The sequence below is a fragment of the Allobosea sp. GW821-FHT10B12 genome (assembly GCF_059415545.1).
Window position 1 is genome coordinate 83,472 of sequence record NZ_JBWKNL010000005.1, and the last position, 16,536, is coordinate 100,007.

The 16,536-nt window shown below is 67.3% G+C and carries 15 protein-coding genes; 11 read left to right on the forward strand and 4 right to left on the reverse strand.

Translation table 11 applies throughout. The features are described from left to right. Positions 1 to 93 precede the first annotated feature (93 nt). From nudC to hpxZ, 3 genes are read left to right on the forward strand one after another with little or no spacing between them, the layout of a single operon-like run. On the forward strand, positions 94 to 1,050 hold the full coding sequence (gene nudC / locus AC07O0_RS18045) for an NAD(+) diphosphatase (RefSeq protein WP_494625068.1): 957 nt from the start codon (positions 94 to 96) through the stop codon (positions 1,048 to 1,050). A gap of 45 nt (positions 1,051 to 1,095) precedes the next feature. After that, the gene (locus tag AC07O0_RS18050; protein ID WP_494625069.1) at positions 1,096 to 2,268 is read left to right on the forward strand and encodes an amidase; all 1,173 of its coding nucleotides are present in this window, start codon (positions 1,096 to 1,098) and stop codon (positions 2,266 to 2,268) included. Then, positions 2,265 to 2,669, forward strand: coding sequence for an oxalurate catabolism protein HpxZ (gene hpxZ / locus AC07O0_RS18055; RefSeq protein ID WP_494625070.1), 405 nt, complete (start codon positions 2,265 to 2,267; stop codon positions 2,667 to 2,669). The genes AC07O0_RS18050 and hpxZ overlap by 4 nt, the downstream gene beginning before the upstream one ends. A gap of 155 nt (positions 2,670 to 2,824) precedes the next feature. On the opposite strand, the gene AC07O0_RS18060 is transcribed toward hpxZ, so the two are convergent. Continuing rightward, positions 2,825 to 3,679 (reverse strand): prephenate dehydratase, encoded by an 855-nt coding sequence (locus AC07O0_RS18060; RefSeq protein WP_494625071.1) that lies wholly within the window; start codon positions 3,677 to 3,679, stop codon positions 2,825 to 2,827. 8 nt (positions 3,680 to 3,687) lie between these two features. Next, the gene (locus AC07O0_RS18065; protein WP_494625072.1) at positions 3,688 to 4,431 is read right to left on the reverse strand and encodes a 3-deoxy-manno-octulosonate cytidylyltransferase; all 744 of its coding nucleotides are present in this window, start codon (positions 4,429 to 4,431) and stop codon (positions 3,688 to 3,690) included. 173 nt (positions 4,432 to 4,604) lie between these two features. On the opposite strand from AC07O0_RS18065, the gene AC07O0_RS18070 reads away from it, so the two are divergent. From AC07O0_RS18070 to AC07O0_RS18095, 6 genes are all read left to right on the forward strand, one after another. Then, positions 4,605 to 5,150, forward strand: a complete 546-nt coding sequence (locus tag AC07O0_RS18070) for a c-type cytochrome (RefSeq protein WP_494625073.1) — start codon at positions 4,605 to 4,607, stop codon at positions 5,148 to 5,150. Between the two features lie 165 nt (positions 5,151 to 5,315). Continuing rightward, positions 5,316 to 7,184, forward strand: coding sequence for an extracellular solute-binding protein (locus AC07O0_RS18075; RefSeq protein ID WP_494625074.1), 1,869 nt, complete (start codon positions 5,316 to 5,318; stop codon positions 7,182 to 7,184). A 6-nt stretch (positions 7,185 to 7,190) separates the two neighbouring features. Beyond that, positions 7,191 to 8,282 (forward strand): microcin C ABC transporter permease YejB, encoded by a 1,092-nt coding sequence (locus AC07O0_RS18080; RefSeq protein WP_494625075.1) that lies wholly within the window; start codon positions 7,191 to 7,193, stop codon positions 8,280 to 8,282. A gap of 73 nt (positions 8,283 to 8,355) precedes the next feature. Continuing rightward, entirely contained in the window at positions 8,356 to 9,462 is a 1,107-nt protein-coding gene (locus tag AC07O0_RS18085; RefSeq protein WP_494625449.1) for an ABC transporter permease, read from the forward strand. Further along, entirely contained in the window at positions 9,459 to 11,087 is a 1,629-nt protein-coding gene (locus AC07O0_RS18090) for an ABC transporter ATP-binding protein (RefSeq protein ID WP_494625076.1), read from the forward strand. The genes AC07O0_RS18085 and AC07O0_RS18090 overlap by 4 nt, the downstream gene beginning before the upstream one ends. Then, complete coding sequence (locus tag AC07O0_RS18095; protein ID WP_494625077.1) at positions 11,087 to 12,307, forward strand: phosphopentomutase; 1,221 nt, start codon at positions 11,087 to 11,089, stop codon at positions 12,305 to 12,307. The genes AC07O0_RS18090 and AC07O0_RS18095 overlap by 1 nt, the downstream gene beginning before the upstream one ends. A gap of 61 nt (positions 12,308 to 12,368) precedes the next feature. Here AC07O0_RS18095 and AC07O0_RS18100 read toward each other — a convergent pair whose 3' ends face one another. After that, positions 12,369 to 13,826 carry a methyl-accepting chemotaxis protein gene (locus AC07O0_RS18100; RefSeq protein ID WP_494625078.1) on the reverse strand — a complete coding sequence of 486 codons (1,458 nt, stop codon included), beginning with the start codon at positions 13,824 to 13,826 and terminating at the stop codon, positions 12,369 to 12,371. Further along, the gene (locus AC07O0_RS18105) at positions 13,823 to 14,185 is read right to left on the reverse strand and encodes a hypothetical protein (RefSeq protein ID WP_494625079.1); all 363 of its coding nucleotides are present in this window, start codon (positions 14,183 to 14,185) and stop codon (positions 13,823 to 13,825) included. The genes AC07O0_RS18100 and AC07O0_RS18105 overlap by 4 nt, the downstream gene beginning before the upstream one ends. Before the next feature lie 190 nt (positions 14,186 to 14,375). Between AC07O0_RS18105 and AC07O0_RS18110 the strand changes: the two genes are divergently transcribed. Then, complete coding sequence (locus AC07O0_RS18110; RefSeq protein ID WP_494625080.1) at positions 14,376 to 14,804, forward strand: TadE/TadG family type IV pilus assembly protein; 429 nt, start codon at positions 14,376 to 14,378, stop codon at positions 14,802 to 14,804. 38 nt (positions 14,805 to 14,842) lie between these two features. Then, complete coding sequence (locus AC07O0_RS18115; protein ID WP_494625081.1) at positions 14,843 to 16,531, forward strand: pilus assembly protein TadG-related protein; 1,689 nt, start codon at positions 14,843 to 14,845, stop codon at positions 16,529 to 16,531. Positions 16,532 to 16,536 lie beyond the last annotated feature (5 nt).

Below are 16,536 nucleotides of genomic sequence, written 5' to 3' on the forward strand. Positions count from 1 at the left end.
GCAGGCGGCTCCGCTGCCGGCGAACATTCGTATACGTATAATTCTGCTTTCGACCCGTTCCGGTCGGGACGAAAGGGGAGTAGGACGGGAGGCATGAACGACGCCTCCCGCCGCAAAGAACGCTCAGCCCAGACCGGCTTCGCCACCAGCTCGCTCGACCGACGTGCCGATCTGCGCGACCGTCCGGACGAGGTCGCGGACTTGCGGGCACGCGGCGGTGCGCGCTTCACCGTCGTCGCCGGCGAGACCCCGATCCTGCTGCGGACGGGCGCCGAGAGCCAGAGCGTCTGGTTCGACGAGAGCGGCGCCGATGGCCTGGGCCCGGCACAGGAAGAGGTCTTCCTCGGGCTCGATCCCGAGGGTGCGCCGCGCTTCGGCCGGCTGATCGACCGCGAACTGCTCGACGGCCTGCGCGAGCAGGCGGTACTCGTCGTCACCGATCTGCGCAGCGTCGCGCTGAAGCGGCTGGTGCCGAAGGAGGAACTCGGCCCGCTCGGCGAGGCCAAGGCCCTGCTCGACTGGCATGCCCGCCATCGCTGCTGCGCCCAGTGCGGCGCGCCGACCAAGCTCGGCTCGGCAGGTTGGAAGCGGCAATGCGAGGCCTGCGGCGCCCAGCACTTCCCGCGCACCGATCCGGTCGTGATCATGCTGGCGGTGCGCGGGGACAAGTGCCTCATGGCGCGCCAGGCGCGCTTTGCGCCCGGCATGTATTCCTGCATCGCCGGCTTCGTCGAGCCGGGCGAGACCTTCGAGGATGCGGTCCGCCGCGAGACCTGGGAGGAAGCGGGCCTGCGTACCGGCACCGTGCGCTACATCGCCTCGCAGCCCTGGCCCTTCCCGGGTTCGCTGATGATCGGCTGCATCGCCGAGGCGCTGAACGACGACATCGTGCTCGACGGCACCGAGCTTGAAGCCGGCCGCTGGTTCAGCCGCGCCGAGGCGCTGCAGATGCTGGAGGGCAAGCACCCCGCCGAGCTGTTCTGCCCGCCGCATATGGCGATCGCCAACACCATCCTGAAGGCGTGGGCAGTCGACGGCGAGGAGCCCTGACGCGCCTCGCCTCATCCTGACGAAGACCTCTTTGCGGAGCCCTGGATGACGGACCCGGTCAACGCCTTCGTCCCCGGGCCGCGCGCCCATATCGCCGGCCATCCGGGCGGACCGCTCTCGGGGCTGAGCTTCGCGGTCAAGGACCTGTTCGATGTCGCCGGCCTGCCGACCGGTGGCGGCAATCATGACTGGGCCAAGGCGAACCCCGTTCCGACGCGCCATGCCTGGGCGGTGCAGACCTTGCTGGATGCCGGGGCCCATTGCGTCGGCAAGACCATCACCGACGAGGTTTCGCTCGGCATTCTCGGCGAGAACGCCTTCGACGGCACGCCGATCAACAGCGCCGCTCCCGAGCGCGTGCCCGGCGGCTCCTCCTCGGGCTCGGCGGCAGCCGTCGCCGCCGGGCTCTGCGATATCGCGCTGGGCACCGATACTGGCGGCTCCATGCGGGTGCCGTCGAGTTTTTGCGGGATCTACGGCATCCGGCCGACGCATGGCCGGCTCGACGTCACCGGGCTGATGCCGCAAGCGCCGAGCTCGGACACCGCCGGTTGGTTCGCCCGCGACGCCGGGACCTTCGCGAAGGTCGGCGCCGTGCTGCTCGGCGAAGCGCCGGGCCCGCTGCCGACCAGGCTCCTGATCGCGGTCGATGCCTTCGGCTTCGCCGATCCCGAGGTCGCCGCGGCCCTGCAGCCGATGATGCGGAAGCTGGAGCGGATCATCGGCCCGGCACGCGAGGAGATCATGGCGCCGCAAGGGCTTTCGGTCTGGGCGCGGGCACAGCGCAGCCTGCAGCCGGTCGAGGCCTGGCAGACCTTCAGGCCCTGGATCGAGCGGCATAATCCGCGCATGGCCTTCAGCGTCGCTGCCGGGTTGATCGCCGGCTCGCAGGTTCCTGCGAGCGAGCGCAACTGGGCAGCGCTGATGCGCGAGGAAGCGCGGGCGCGGCTACACTATCTGCTACCGCCCGGCACGATCCTCTGCCTGCCGACGACGCCATTCCCGGCGCCGCTGCGCGGCCTGCCGACACCGGAGCTGCAGCCCTTGCGCGACCGCATCACCTGCCTCTGCGCCCAGGGCGGCCTCACCGGCTCGCCCCAGCTCAACCTGCCCGGCGCCACCGTGAACGGCGCGCCGGTCGGTCTCTCGATCATCGGCGGACGCGGCACCGACGCCAGCCTGATCACCGTCGCCCAAGCCATGGAGGCCCTCTCGTGAGCGACCAGACCCCGAACCTGCCCGATGTCGTCGCCGAGATCAGCGCCCTGTTCGAGCGCTATGAGCAGGCGCTGATCGACAAGGATGTCGATGTGCTCGACGGCTCGTTCTGGAACAGCCCCCACACGATCCGCTACGCGCTCGGCGAGAACGGCTACGGCTTCGACGAAATCCATGCCCATCGCGTCGCCCGCCCGCCGGGCCCGGGCATCAAGGAGAAGCGGATCCGTCTGGAAATCCTGACGCTCGGCCGCGACTTCGCCACGGTGAACCTGGAGTTCAAGGTGCGCGGGCGCGAGATCATCGGCCGCCAGAGCCAGACCTGGGTGCGTTTCCCGGATCTGGGCTGGAAAGTGGTCTCGGCCCATGTCTCGACGATGGAGGGGCCACGCCCCTGGTGAAGCACCGGATTACCTTCTCCCCTCGGGGAAGAAGGTGGCTCGGCGAAGCCGAGACGGATGAGGGACGTCAGGTGCTACCTGCGCTTGTCTCACCCGGTCGAACCGCCCTCATCCGCCTGCCGGCACCTTCTCCCCCGAGGGGAGAAGGAAGCGTGCTACTCCCCCGGCTCGGGGAAGCTGTCGCGGAATTCGTGGGCGGGGTAGACGCCGAGGATCTTCAGCTCCTTGGAGAAGAAGGCGAGCTCGTCGAGCGCCCGCTTCAGCGCCGGGTCGTCAGGATGGCCCTCGACATCGCTGTAGAACATCGTCGCCGAGAAATGGCCGTCGACCATGTAGCTCTCGAGCTTGGTCATGTTGATGCCGTTGGTGGCGAAGCCACCAAGCGCCTTGTAGAGCGCCGCCGGCAGGTTGCGGACCTGGAAGATCAGCGTGGTGACCGTCTTGGCCGAGCCCTGGCGGGCGAACTCCGGATATTTCGAGAGCACGACGAAGCGCGTGGTGTTGTGCTTCTCGTCCTCGATATCCTCCATCAGAATCTTGAGGCCGTAGACCTCGGCGGCGATATGCGGCGCGATCGCGGCGCGCGTCGGATCGCCGGCCTCGGCCACCTGCCTTGCGGAGCCGGCGGTGTCGGCCGCGACCTCGGCCTTGAGGCCGAGCTTGCGGATGATCTTGCGGCACTGACCGAGCGCGTGGATGTGGCTTTGCACGGTCTTCAGGGTCGCCAGCGTCGCGCCCTCGACCGCCATCAGATGGAAGCGGATCGGCAGGAAGTGCTCGCCGATGATGTGCAGGCCGGAGCGCGGCAGCAGATGATGGATATCAGCGACGCGACCGGCGATCGAATTGTCGATCGGGATCATGCCGTAGCGGGCGGCGCCGTCCGAGACCGCAGCGAGCGCGTCCTCGAAGGTCCGGCAAGGCAGGAGTTCGCAATCCGGGAAAACCTGGAGGGCGGCCTGCGAGGAGAAGGCTCCGGGCTCGCCCTGATAGGAAACGACGACTGACATTTTGGTCTTCAGGCTCCGGCGCTGGAAGTCAGGAACGCGCGGGCGCGGTCCAGATCAGGGGGCGTGTCGACGCCGCGCGGGACGTGATCGATGATCATGGCGTCGATGCGCATGCCGTCCTCGAGCGCCCGCAGCTGCTCGAGCTTCTCGCGCAGTTCGAGCGGCGACTGCGGCAGCGAGACGAAGCGGTCGAGCGCGCGGCGGCGGTAAGCATAGAGGCCGACATGGTGATAGAGCGGGCCATCGCCATAAGGCGCGGTCGCACGGGTGAAGTAGAGCGCCCGCATCCGGCCGGGAGAAACCTCGCTGCCGATCAGCTTGACCACGCTCGGCGCCGTCTTCTCCTCCTCGTCGGTGATCTCCCCGGCAAGCGTCGCGATGTCGACGGCCGGATCGGCCAGCGGCTCGATCGCTGCCGCGATCGCAGTCGGCGCCAAGGTGGGGAAGTCGCCCTGGACGTTGACGATGATATCGTGCCGGCCCTCGGGGTCGACGATGTCGGCGGCCTCCTTGATCCGGTCGGAACCGGTCTGGTGCGCCGGGCTGGTCATCACCGCCCGGCCGCCGGCCTGCTCGATCGCCGCCAGGATGCGCTCGTCATCGGTCGCGACCACGACCTCGCCGATGCGCGCCTCGATGGCGCGGCGCCAGACACGGACGATCATCGGCTCGCCCAGGATGTCGGCCAGCGGCTTGCCCGGCAGGCGCGTCGCCTGCATGCGGGCCGGGATCAGGATCAGCGGATTGGGCATTGGCTGGGGAAAGCTCGCAGGGCGGCAAAAGGTCTCAAAGCGGTGCGTGCTTATACGAGTTGCAATGCAGCGCGCAAAGCGGTTAAGCAGCGCTGACGTGCCGGTGCCTGCGAGGGTCCGGCCGCAGCGCTGTCTTGCTTCGCCGACGGGCGGGCCGGGGGTTGTGAGAGACGATGAATATCGAACTGAACAAGATCGCTGGCGCGGGTCTCTCGACCCTGCTCGTCGTGATGGCCCTGAACATGACCGCCGGCATCGTCTTCGCCCCGAAGAAGCCGGCTGTGCCGGGCTACGACCTGCCGAGCCTTGAGCCGGCGGCTGCGGCCGGCGGCGCAGGTGCCGCGGCAGCGGCCGAGGAACCGATCGCCGTGCGCCTCGCCAAGGCCGACGTGGCCAAGGGCGAGAAGGCCGTCGCCGCCTGCAAGGCCTGCCACACCTTCGAGAAGGGCGGCGCCAACAAGGTCGGTCCGCATCTCTATGACGTCTATGGCCGCAACGAGGGCTCGGTCGCCGGCTTCGGCTATTCGGCCGCGATGAAGGGCCGCGGCGACAAGAGCTGGGACGCCGACGCGCTCGACCATTTCCTGAAGAACCCGAAGGCCTATGTGCCGGGCACGATCATGGCCTTCGCCGGCATCAGCCGGCCCGAAGCCCGCGCCGACGTCGTCGCCTATCTCAACAGCCTCGCCGATTCGCCCAAGCCGCTGCCGAAGCCCTGAGCCAGCGGCGCCTTTCGCAGCAACGTGACCTCGCAAGCCGGGCGCAAGCCCGGCTTTTGCTTGTCGGCGCCATGCAATTGCCGTCACCATGACGGGGAATGCCGGTTGCTCTGGCTTTGGCCGGGCTTGACGACATAATCGACAACGAATCGCAAGGGGCTTCGCATGGCGATCCGGATCACCCGCCGCAGGCTGCTCGAAGGCGGCGGCGCGCTCGCAGGCGCGGCCGCGCTGCCGGGCTCGCTCACGACGGCGCTCGCGCAGGAGAACGAGGTCCACGGCCTCTCGACCTTCGGCGAACTGGCGCTGCCGCCGGACTTCCCGCATTTCGCCTATGTCAACCCGAAGGCGCCGAAGGGCGGCTCGATCACCATCCAGATCAAGCGCGCCGGCGGCAATCAGAGCTTCGACACCTTCAACACGCTCAATACCTTCGTGCTGCAGGGCGACGGCGCCGCCGGCATGGACGCCTGCTTCGACAGCCTGATGTACGGCTCGGCTGACGAGCCCAACACGGTCTACGGCTTGCTGGCGAAAAGCGTCGCGGTCTCGCAGGACAAGCTGACTTACCGTTTCCGCCTGCGGCCGGAGGCGAAATTCCATGACGGTTCGCGCGTCACTGCTGGCGATGCCGCCTTCTCGTTCAACCTGCTCAAGAGCAAGGGCCATCCGACCTACCGGCTGATCCTCGCCGAGATGGTATCGGCAGTTGCCGAGAGCGACGACCTCCTCGTGGTCAAGCTCTCGCCGAAGCGCGACCGCGACCTGCATCTTGTCGTCTCCGGCCTGCCGGTCTTCTCGGAGAAGTACTGGTCGACCCGCAATTTCGAGGCCTCGACACTGGAGCCGCCGCTCGGCTCGGGCGCCTACAAGGTCGGCCGCTTCGAGCAGGGCCGCTTCATCGAGTTCGACCGGGTGCCGGACTACTGGGCCAAAGACCTGCCGGTGAATGTCGGCCAGAACAATTTCGACCGCGTGCGCTGGGAGTATTTCCGCGACCGGCAGGTGGCGTTCGAGGCCTTCAAGAGCGGCGTGATCACCTTCCAGGAGGAATTCACTTCGCGCATCTGGGCAACGGGCTACGATTTCCCGGCGATCAAGGAGGGCAAGGTCAAGAAGGAGGCCCTGCCGAAGACCGAGCCGATCGGCTCGCAGGGCTGGATCTACAATCTGCGCCGCGAGAAGTTCACCGATCCGCGCATCCGCGAGGCGCTCGGCCTCGCCTTCGACTTCGAGTGGACCAACAAGAACATCATGTTCTCGTCCTTCTCGCGGGCGACCTCCTATTTCGAGAACTCGGATTCGAAGGCAGAGGGCAAGCCCTCGCCGGAAGAGCTCGCGCTGCTGGAGCCGTTCCGCGGCAAGGTGCCGGACGAAGTCTTCGGAGAGCCCTATCTGCCGCCGGTTTCGGACGGCTCGGGCAGCGACCGCGCCTTGCTGCGCCGCGCCGACGAGATGCTGCGCGCCGCCGGCTGCAAGCGCGACGGCAATGTGCTGAAACTGCCGAACGGCCAGCCCTTCGAAATCGAGTTCCTCGATTCGACGCCCTCGCTGCAGCCGCACACCCAGCCCTTCCAGGCCAATCTCAAGCGGCTCGGCATCAACGCGACCTCGCGCATCGTCGACGGCGCGCAATACCAGCGCCGGCTCGACGAGTTCGACTTCGACATGATCAGCCGGGCGATGACCGGCAGCGTCATCCCGAGCGATACGATGCGCATCCTCTACGGCTCCGAAGCGGCCAAGACACGCGGCTCGCGCAATGTCGGCGGCATCGCCGATCCCGCGATCGACGCGATGATCGAAAAGGTCGGCAAGGCCGAAAGTTACGCCGACGTCGTGGTGGCGGCCAAATGCCTCGACAGGCTGCTGCGCGCCGGACGCTACTGGATCCCGATGTGGTGGAACGCCAGCGAATGGCTGGCTTATTGGGACATGTATGAGCGCCCGCAGACCAAACCGAAATACGGCTCCGGAGCGCCGGGAACCTGGTGGTACGATCCGGAAAAAGCAAAGCGGATCGGGAAGGCATAAGCTGGAATGCTGAATTACATCGCCCGGCGTCTGGCGCTGATGGTGCCGACCCTGTTCGGCATTCTGCTGATCTCCTTCGTCATCGTGCAGTTCGCCCCGGGCGGGCCGGTCGAGCGGATCATCTCGCAGCTCAACAATCCCAATAGCGGCGCGGCCGAGCGCGTCGGCGGCGGCTCGGGCGGCGATGCCGGGGCGCAGGCGATGGATTCAGGCTCGGCCTATCGCGGCGCGCAGGGGCTCGACCCGGCCTTCATCAAGGAGCTGGAAAAGCAGTTCGGCTTCGACAAGCCGGCGCATGAGCGCTTCCTCAAGATGCTCAAGGACTATGCGACCTTCGATTTCGGCCGCAGCTATTTCCGCGATGCGCCGGTGCTGCAGTTGATCAAGGAGAAGCTGCCGGTCTCGATCACGCTCGGGCTGTGGATGACCCTGCTCTCCTATGCGATCTCGATCCCGCTCGGCATCCGCAAGGCGGTCAAGGACGGCTCGCGCTTCGACACCTGGACCAGCGCGGTCGTGATCATCGGCTACGCCATTCCGAGCTTCCTGTTCGCGATCCTGCTGATCGTGCTCTTCGCCGGCGGCTCGTTCTGGCAGATCTTCCCCCTGCGCGGCCTGACCTCGGAAAACTGGGCGCAGCTCAGCCTGCTCGGCAAGATCGGTGACTATCTCTGGCACATCGCCCTGCCGGTACTGGCGATGGCGCTGGGCGCCTTCGCGACCTCGACGCTGCTGACCAAGAACTCCTTCCTCGACGAGATCAGGAAGCAGTACGTGCTGACGGCGCGAATGAAGGGGCTGTCGGAGCGTGGCGTGCTCTACGGCCATGTCTTCCGCAACGCGATGCTCATCGTCATCGCCGGTTTCCCCGGCGCCTTCGTGCATGCGCTCTTCGCGGGATCGCTGCTGATCGAGACGATCTTCTCGCTCGACGGGCTCGGGCTCCTGTCCTTCGAGGCTATCGTCAATCGCGACTACCCCGTCGTCTTCGCCAATCTCTACATCTTCTCGCTGATCGGCCTCCTCGTGCACCTGATCACCGACCTGACCTATGCCTGGGTCGACCCGCGCATCGACTTCGAATCGCGGGAGGCCTGAGGTGAGCGACACGCTTCTCGACGCACCGCCGCCGGCCTTGCGCTCCGCCGCACCTGCTGCCGCTCCCCCGCAGATGAAACAGGGCTGGCTCAAGCTCTCGCCGATCAACCGGCGCCGTCTCGACAGCTTCAAGGCCAACAAGCGCGGCTGGTGGTCGTTCTGGATCTTCCTGGCGCTGTTCGTGCTCTCGCTCTTCGCCGAGTTCATCGCCAACGACCGGCCGCTGATCGTCCGCTACAAGGGCGAGACGCTGTTCCCGGTCGCGGTGAACTATCCCGAGGAGAAATTCGGCGGCTTCCTCGCCACCACCGATTATCGCGACCCGACCATCGCCAGGGAGATCGCGGCGAATGGCTGGGCGCTGTGGCCGCCGATCCGCTATTCGTACCGCACGCATAATCTCGACCTGCCGGTGCCGGCCCCTGCCCCGCCGACCTGGATGCTGAAGGACGAGCAGTGCCGCGGAATCGCCGAGCGAACCGGCGGCATGACCTGCCGCGAGCTCGAATGGAACTGGCTCGGCACCGACGACCAGGGCCGCGATGTGGTGGCACGGCTGATCTACGGCTTCCGCATCTCCGTGCTGTTCGGGTTGATCCTGGCTTCGATCTCCTCGGTGATCGGCATCGCGGCGGGGGCGATCCAGGGCTATTTCGGCGGCTGGACCGACCTGATCTTCCAGCGCGTCATCGAGATCTGGACCTCGATCCCGGCGCTGTACCTGCTAATCATCGTCGCCGCGATCATCACGCCCGGCTTCTTCGTGCTGCTCGGCATCCTGCTATTGTTCTCCTGGGTGGCGCTGGTCGGCGTCGTCCGCGCCGAATTCCTGCGGGCACGCAATTTCGAGTATGTCCGGGCGGCGCGCGCGCTCGGCCTCTCCAACCGGGCGATCATGGTCAAGCACCTCTTACCCAACGCCATGGTGGCGACGCTGACCTTCCTGCCCTTCATCCTCAACGGCTCGATCACCACGCTGACCTCGCTCGACTTCCTCGGCTTCGGCCTGCCACCGGGCTCGCCCTCGCTCGGCGAACTACTGGCGCAGGGCAAGGCGAACCTGCAGGCGCCCTGGCTCGGTCTTTCCGGCTTCTTCGTGATCGCGCTGATGCTGTCGCTGTTGATCTTCATCGGCGAAGCCGTCCGCGATGCCTTCGATCCGAGGAAGACCTTCGCGTGAGCGCCCCCCTCCTCTCCGTCCATGACCTCTCCGTCGCCTTCCGCCAGGGCGGGCAGGAGACGCTCGCGGTCGACAAGGTCTCGTTCGAGATCGCCAAGGGCGAGACGCTGGCGCTGGTCGGCGAATCCGGTTCGGGCAAATCGGTCTCGGCGCTGTCGATCCTGAAGCTCCTGAACTACCCGGCGGCGTATCATCCCTCCGGCAAGGTGCTGTTCAACGGCCAGGACCTGATCGCCGCCGACGAGGACGCGATGCGCAAGGTCCGCGGCAACGACATCACCATGGTGTTCCAGGAACCGATGACCTCGCTCAACCCGCTGCACACCATTGCGCGGCAGATCGGCGAGATCCTCGAACTGCACAAGGGCCTGCGCGGCGAGAAGGCGCGCGAGCGGACGCTCGAACTGCTGTCCCTGGTCGGCATCCGCGATGCGGCAAGCCGGCTCGACGCCTATCCGCACCAGCTCTCCGGCGGCCAGCGCCAGCGCGTGATGATCGCGATGGCGCTCGCCAACGAGCCCGACCTCCTGATCGCGGACGAGCCGACCACGGCGCTCGACGTCACCGTGCAGGCGCAGATCCTGACGCTGCTCAAGGAGCTGCAGGCACGGCTCGGCATGGCGATCCTGTTCATCACCCATGATCTCGGCATCGTCCGGCGCATCGCCGACAGGGTCTGCGTGATGCTGAAGGGCAAGATCGTCGAACAAGGCCCGGTCGCCGAGATCTTCGGCGCTCCACAGCACGCCTATACGCAGCGCCTGCTCGCGGCCGAACCGAAGGGCCGGCCGGAGCCGGTGCCGGAGGGTGCGCCGATCCTGCTGGAGGCCGGGCCGGTCAAGGTCTGGTTCCCGATCAAGACCGGGCTGCTGCGCCGAACGACCAGCCATGTGAAGGCGGTCGACGGCATCTCGGTCAAGGTGCGCGAAGGCGAGACGCTCGGCATCGTCGGCGAATCCGGCTCGGGCAAGACCACACTCGGCCTCGCCATCCTCAAACTGATCGCCTCGGAGGGGCCGATCGTCTTCCTCGGCGACCGGATCGACGGGCTGAAGAGCAAGGCCGTCCGGCCGAAGCGCAAGGATCTGCAGGTCGTCTTCCAGGACCCCTATGGCTCGCTCTCGCCGCGCATGTCGGTCGCCGACATCGTCGCCGAGGGCTTGAGCGTCCAGCAGAAGGGGCTGAGCTATCAGCGCCAGCGCGAGATCGTGGCGCAAGCGCTCGCCGATGTGGGCTTGGATCCTGCGACCATGGACCGCTATCCGCACGAATTCTCGGGTGGCCAGCGCCAGCGCATCGCGATCGCCCGCGCCATGGCGCTCGATCCGAAATTCGTCGTGCTCGACGAGCCGACCTCGGCGCTCGACATGTCCGTCCAGGTGCAGATCGTCGAGGTGCTGCGCGGGCTGCAGGTCCGGCGCAAGCTCGGCTATCTCTTCATCAGCCACGACCTCAAAGTGGTCAGGGCACTGTCGCACCGGGTGGTGGTGATGCAGAACGGCAAGGTGGTCGAGGAAGGGCCGGCGGAGGAGATCTTCCAGCGCCCGCGCGAGGCCTATACGCAGGCGCTGCTCGCCGCCGCCCTCAACCTCGAACCGGCGAACAGCGCCGCGGTGCGCGACTGATGGCGCGCGCCATCCTGATCGTGCTCGATTCCGTCGGCTGCGGCGGCGCCGAGGATGCGGTCGCCTATGGCGACGAGGGCTCCGATACGCTCGGCCATATCGCTGAAGCTTGCGCCGAGGGACGCGGCGACCGCGAGGGCCTACGCCGCGGTCCGCTGCACACCCCCAACCTCGCCCGACTCGGCCTCAGCCATGCCTGCGAGGCCTCGACGGGTAAGCCGCTCGCCGGCGTGACGCGGCCGGACGCGCCGCAGGGCCAATACGGCTACGGTGTCGAGGTCAGCCAGGGCAAAGACACTCCCTCCGGCCACTGGGAGATCGCCGGCTGCCCGGTGCCGTTCAAATGGGGCTATTTCACCGCGCTGGAGAACACGTTCCCGCCCGATCTGATTGAGGCGATCATCCGCGAAGGCGCCCTGCCCGGCATCCTCGGCAACAAACATGCCTCGGGCACTGCAGTGATCGACGAACTTGCCGAGGAGCATATCCGGACCGGCAAGCCGATCTGCTACACCTCGGTCGACTCGGTGCTGCAGATCGCGGCGCATGAGGAGCATTTCGGCCTGGAGCGGCTCTATGCGCTCTGCAGGAAGGTCCGGGTGCTGGTCGACCCGCTGCGGATCGGCCGCGTCATCGCCCGGCCTTTCGTGGGAACGACGGAGACCGGCTTCACCCGCACCGGCAACCGCAAGGACTTCGCGATCCCGCCGCCGGACGAGACCATCCTCGACCGGCTCGCGGCCAAAGGCCGGCCCGTCGTCACCGTCGGCAAGATCGGCGACATCTTCGCCCACCGGAACACCGGCCAGGAGATCAAACCCTTCGGCAATGCCGCCATGTGGGCAGCGGCGTTGGAGGCGTTCGAGCAGCTGCCGGATGGCGGCTTCTGCTTCGTCAACCTCGTCGACTTCGACACCGAATACGGCCATCGCCGCGATATTCCCGGCTATGCGGCCGCACTGGAAGCCTTCGATCGCGATCTGCCCAGGCTCGAGGCCCTGCTGCGGCCAGGCGACCTCGCCGTCATCACCGCCGACCATGGCAACGATCCGAGCTGGCCGGGCTCAGACCATACGCGCGAGCATGTGCCGATCCTGGCCTTTGGACCGGACGTGGCAGCCACATCGATCGGGCGCCGCGAGAGCTTCGCCGACATTGCGGCGACGCTCGGAGATTGGCTGAAGCTCGGCGCGATCGGTCCCGGCCGCGCCTGGCAGTAAGAGCTGCCGGTTTGTCGCATTTTCTTCACGCGAACCGGTACCCACTTCGCTCGAAGATGCTCTAGGCGGCGGCGACCCGTTCGCAGAACTCGGCGACCTCGCGGCGGATGCGCTGCGCCTGGCTCGCCAGATCATCCGAGGAGCTCTGCAGGCTGCCGGCCGCGGCATAGGTGCGCTCCGTCACCGTCTCGAAGCTCTGCAGGCTCTGGGCGCTGCGGCTGACGCCGTCGGAGGAGATCTGGACCTCCTTGGCGATCTCCGCCGTGGCACGGTCCTGCTCCCCGACCGCATAGGCGATGGCAACCGAGACGGTCTCGACCTCGCCGATCGCCGCGACGATCTCGCGGATCGACTTGAGCGAGCGCTGCGAGGCGGTCTGGATCGCCTCGATCGAGCGCGCCACCTCGTCGGTCGCACTCGCGGTCTGGGCCGAGAGCGTCTTCACCTCGCTGGCGACAACGGCAAAGCCCTTACCCATGGCGCCGGCCCGCGCCGCTTCGATGGTCGCATTCAGTGCCAGCATGCTGGTCTGTGCGGCAATGCCGCGGATGATCTCGACCACTGCCCCGACACTTTCGCCGGTGCGCGCCAGCGCCTCGATCTCCGTACTGGCGACCCGCGCCAGCTTTGCCGCCGATTGCGAGCTGTCGGCGGTCTGCGAGACGTTGCGGCCAATCTCGGCGATCGAGGAGGCGAGCTCCTGGCTGGCGGCCGCAGTCTGCTCAATGCTGGTCGTCATCTCGTTCGAACTGCGCGAGACGAGCGCGATCTGGTGCCGCGCCCGTTCGGACGCGCCGGTGAGGCCGCGAGCGTCGACCTGCATCGCCTCGGACGCCTTGTCGAGAATAGCCATGGCGCCGTCCATCTCGTCGCGGAAGTTCGCGACCATGGCACGCAGGCGCTGGGCGCGCGCTTCCGCGTCGTCGGCGAGGGCCCGCTCACGCTCGCTCGCCAGGCGCTCACGCTCGGCAACCTCTTCGGCGCGGTGCAGATTGGCCTCCGTCTGCGCGAAGATGCGTGCGGTCATCACCGCGATCACCGCGAGGAAAGCGGTCTCGACCACCACGATGACCGCGTGCAGCAGGACCCGCAGCAGGTTGCCGCCCTGGTAGAAGACGGCGGCGGGCAGGACGAACTGCAGAACCAGATGATGCGCCGCCGTGAGCGCCGCGCCCAGGATGATCGGCCGCCAGTCGCAGAAGCCGGCGAGCAGCGCCAGCACGGCAAAGTAGTACATGTGCATGTCGGGCTGCCAGGGATGCCCCGAGAAGACCGCGACCAGGATCGAGACCTGACCGATCAGGGCGACCGCGATCGCACATTGCGCCGTGATCGTCGCACCGACGCTGCGATAGGCAATCAGCGCAGCGAGCGCCAGCATCAGGGCGCCGAGCGCGGGTATCAGCCCATCGCCAGTCTGGGCCAGCGATGCCAGCGCCAGCAGGGGGACATGAAGGAAGGCAAGGCCGATGAGGCAGCGCGCGACGAGATCGCGAAGGCCGGGCAAAGTCAAAGTCATAGGCTGCTCGCTTCGGCCTCTGGTGAGATGATGCAACCGGCCAGCCCGTCAAGGCGCAGCACCAGCAGGGCGCCGACCGGCCTTTCCGCGGTTTCCGGAGCGAGAACGACGACGAAGGGGACAGCCCCTTGCCGCAGGATCCTGCCGCCGGCCGCCAGGCTGCGCGCCACTGCCTCCTCCCCGGAGATCCAGGGCGGAAAGATGGCCGCCAACGGAGCTGACGGACCGGCTACCGGCCCGGGCAGGCTCGCGAGGGCGATGAAGCCGGAGCAGATGGCCAATCCCGCGATCAAACCAATGTCGCGCCACCACCGGAGCCGCGCAAAGCGGGGAGCGGTCAGTGTTGCGGTCGGCCCCATCCAGTTCGACTCTCGGCTTGGCTAACGCAACGTTGCCCTCAGTGAAGCTCCTGGGCCGTCTCGCTTAAATTTCGATTAATCAGCCAACTCCATTCCCACCATAGCCCCCGGTTTCGGGAATGCCTTTTACGTTTCGTAAAGGCCCGAGGTCCACACTCTATAGTTGTTACATCCGTGGAGTGGACATGCCATGCGCTCGTTCATTCATCGCCTGCGGACTGATCTCTCCGGCGCTACTGCCGTGGAATTTGCCTTCATCGCGCCGATACTGATGCTTCTTCTGTTCGGCATCATCGGCTATGGATACACCTTCAGCGTGTATAACGGCGTTCAGCAGCTCGCTGCGGAAGCGGCCCGTGCCTCCGTCGCGGGCCTCGATGACGCCGAACGCGAACGGCTGGCGCGCGCCTTCGTCACGCGCAGCGTCGGCTCATACGCCTTCCTCAACCCGAGCAAGCTGACTGTGCGGACGACTGCCTTCGGAGCGCCGGCACCGAGCTTCGAGGTCACGGTCGTCTACGACTACTCGGACAGCATCTTCAATCGGCTCGGCTCGATCGTCGCGCTGCCGATGCCTGTGGTCGAGCGCCGCGCCGTCGTCCAGCGCGGTGGCTACTAACACCCGCTCTGCGCGGGCCTGGAAGGGGGGCTGCCACAATGAGCCTGATCCGGGACTTCTTCGCCGACCGCCGCGGCTTGTCGTCCATCGTGTTTGCAGGCGCCTCGATCGTCCTCTTCGGCTTCGGAGCGATGGCGGTCGATGTCGGCAGCTTCTACTACCAGAAGCGGCGGCAGCAGACGGCGACGGATCTCGCCGCACTCGCCGCAGCGGTGGATCTCGAGCGCGCCACGAACGCAGCACGCGCGAGTGCCGGCCGGAACGGCTTTGATCCGGCCGCGATCGAGACGGTCCAGGCCGGAACCTATACACCCGACGCGAGTATCGCGCCCGAGGCGCGCTTCCGGCCAAGTTCCGTGGCCACGGCCAATGCCGCCCGAATCGAGATGCGCGCAACGACGCCAATGATCCTGGGCCGTGTGCTCACGGCCGGTGCCGTGCTGCCCAACACCACCCCAACCGGCGACGTCGCCATCCTGACGCGGGCCACCGCCGCCCAGGACGCCCAGGCCTCCTTCGCCATCGGCTCACGGCTGGCCCGGGTGGAGGGCGGCGCTCTCAACGGCCTGCTCGGTGGCCTGCTCGGCACGAGCCTGTCGCTCTCGGTCATGGACTATGAGGGGCTGGCGCGTGCCCGGATCGACCTGTTCGGCTTCGCCAAGCGGCTGGCGACGCGCGCCGCGATCTCCGCATTGACCTTCGATGAGGTCGTCCGCGCCAATGTCCGCATCGGAGATGTCATCCTGGCTGCCCAGGATGCGGCACGCGACCAGGGCGCGGGCAGCGACGCAATCGCAGCACTGGGCCGTCTGGCGGCGGCCACCGCCGGCTCGGGCCAGCGCCTCAACCTGCAGGGCCTCGTCTCGTTCGGCACCTATGGCGGCCGCCAGCTGAACGAGGAGATACCGCTCAAGGCGTCGCTGTCGGCGCTCGACCTCGTTTCAGCCACGGCCCAGATCGCCAATGGCGCGCGCCAGCTCGATCTCGGTCTTGCGGTCAATGTGCCCGGCCTCGCCTCGGTCTCGCTGAAGCTCGGCATCGGCGAGCGCCCGGTCGGGACCAGCCTCGTGCGCGTCGGCCGTACTGGCGCAACCGTCCACACCGCCCAGACGCGCCTGCTGCTGACACTCACCCTCGTCGGCAGCGGCCAGGCCTCGCTGGTCAAGCTGCCGCTCTACCTGGAACTCGCCGCAGCGACAGCCCGCCTGAGCTCGGTCTCCTGCGGCGCCGGCGACATCACTAGCGCGCGGGTGACGCTCGGCGTGACGCCGGCCGTGGTGGATGCCTGGATCGGGCAGGTCTCCAATGCCGAGTTCAGCAATTTCAGCACGAGGCCGAACCCGCCGGCCGCGACGCTGCTCGACCTGCTCGGCCTCGCCAAAGTCACAGGCCGGGCCCATGTCACGATCAGCAACACCAGCGAAACCCCGGTCAGCTTCAGCTATGCCGAGATCCAGCGCGTCGACAAGAAGACGACCTCGACCCAGAACTTCGTGGCGAGCCTGCTGTCACGGCTGGTCGGCGACCTCCAGCTGCGCGTCGAGCTGCTGGGGCTCGGGCTTCCCCTGCCCGGGCTCGATGGCGCCGTTTCCAACGTCATCGCCGGCGCCGCGGCACCGCTCGACCAGGTCCTGACGAGCCTGCTCAACACGCTCGGTATCGGGCTGGGGCAGGCCGACAGCTGGGTCAGCGGCGTGCGCTGCGGCGGCGCGGTGCTGATCCAGTAGCGGAT

Coding starts and splice junctions, on each gene's coding strand:
- nudC (WP_494625068.1), top strand. CDS start 94: ATGAACGACGCCTCCCGCCGCAAAGAACGCTCAGCCCAGACCGGCTTC.
- AC07O0_RS18050 (WP_494625069.1), top strand. CDS start 1,096: ATGACGGACCCGGTCAACGCCTTCGTCCCCGGGCCGCGCGCCCATATC.
- AC07O0_RS18060 (WP_494625071.1), bottom strand. CDS start 3,679: ATGTCAGTCGTCGTTTCCTATCAGGGCGAGCCCGGAGCCTTCTCCTCG.
- AC07O0_RS18065 (WP_494625072.1), bottom strand. CDS start 4,431: ATGCCCAATCCGCTGATCCTGATCCCGGCCCGCATGCAGGCGACGCGC.
- AC07O0_RS18070 (WP_494625073.1), top strand. CDS start 4,605: ATGAATATCGAACTGAACAAGATCGCTGGCGCGGGTCTCTCGACCCTG.
- AC07O0_RS18075 (WP_494625074.1), top strand. CDS start 5,316: ATGGCGATCCGGATCACCCGCCGCAGGCTGCTCGAAGGCGGCGGCGCG.
- AC07O0_RS18080 (WP_494625075.1), top strand. CDS start 7,191: ATGCTGAATTACATCGCCCGGCGTCTGGCGCTGATGGTGCCGACCCTG.
- AC07O0_RS18085 (WP_494625449.1), top strand. CDS start 8,356: ATGAAACAGGGCTGGCTCAAGCTCTCGCCGATCAACCGGCGCCGTCTC.
- AC07O0_RS18095 (WP_494625077.1), top strand. CDS start 11,087: ATGGCGCGCGCCATCCTGATCGTGCTCGATTCCGTCGGCTGCGGCGGC.
- AC07O0_RS18100 (WP_494625078.1), bottom strand. CDS start 13,826: ATGACTTTGACTTTGCCCGGCCTTCGCGATCTCGTCGCGCGCTGCCTC.
- AC07O0_RS18105 (WP_494625079.1), bottom strand. CDS start 14,185: ATGGGGCCGACCGCAACACTGACCGCTCCCCGCTTTGCGCGGCTCCGG.
- AC07O0_RS18110 (WP_494625080.1), top strand. CDS start 14,376: ATGCGCTCGTTCATTCATCGCCTGCGGACTGATCTCTCCGGCGCTACT.
- AC07O0_RS18115 (WP_494625081.1), top strand. CDS start 14,843: ATGAGCCTGATCCGGGACTTCTTCGCCGACCGCCGCGGCTTGTCGTCC.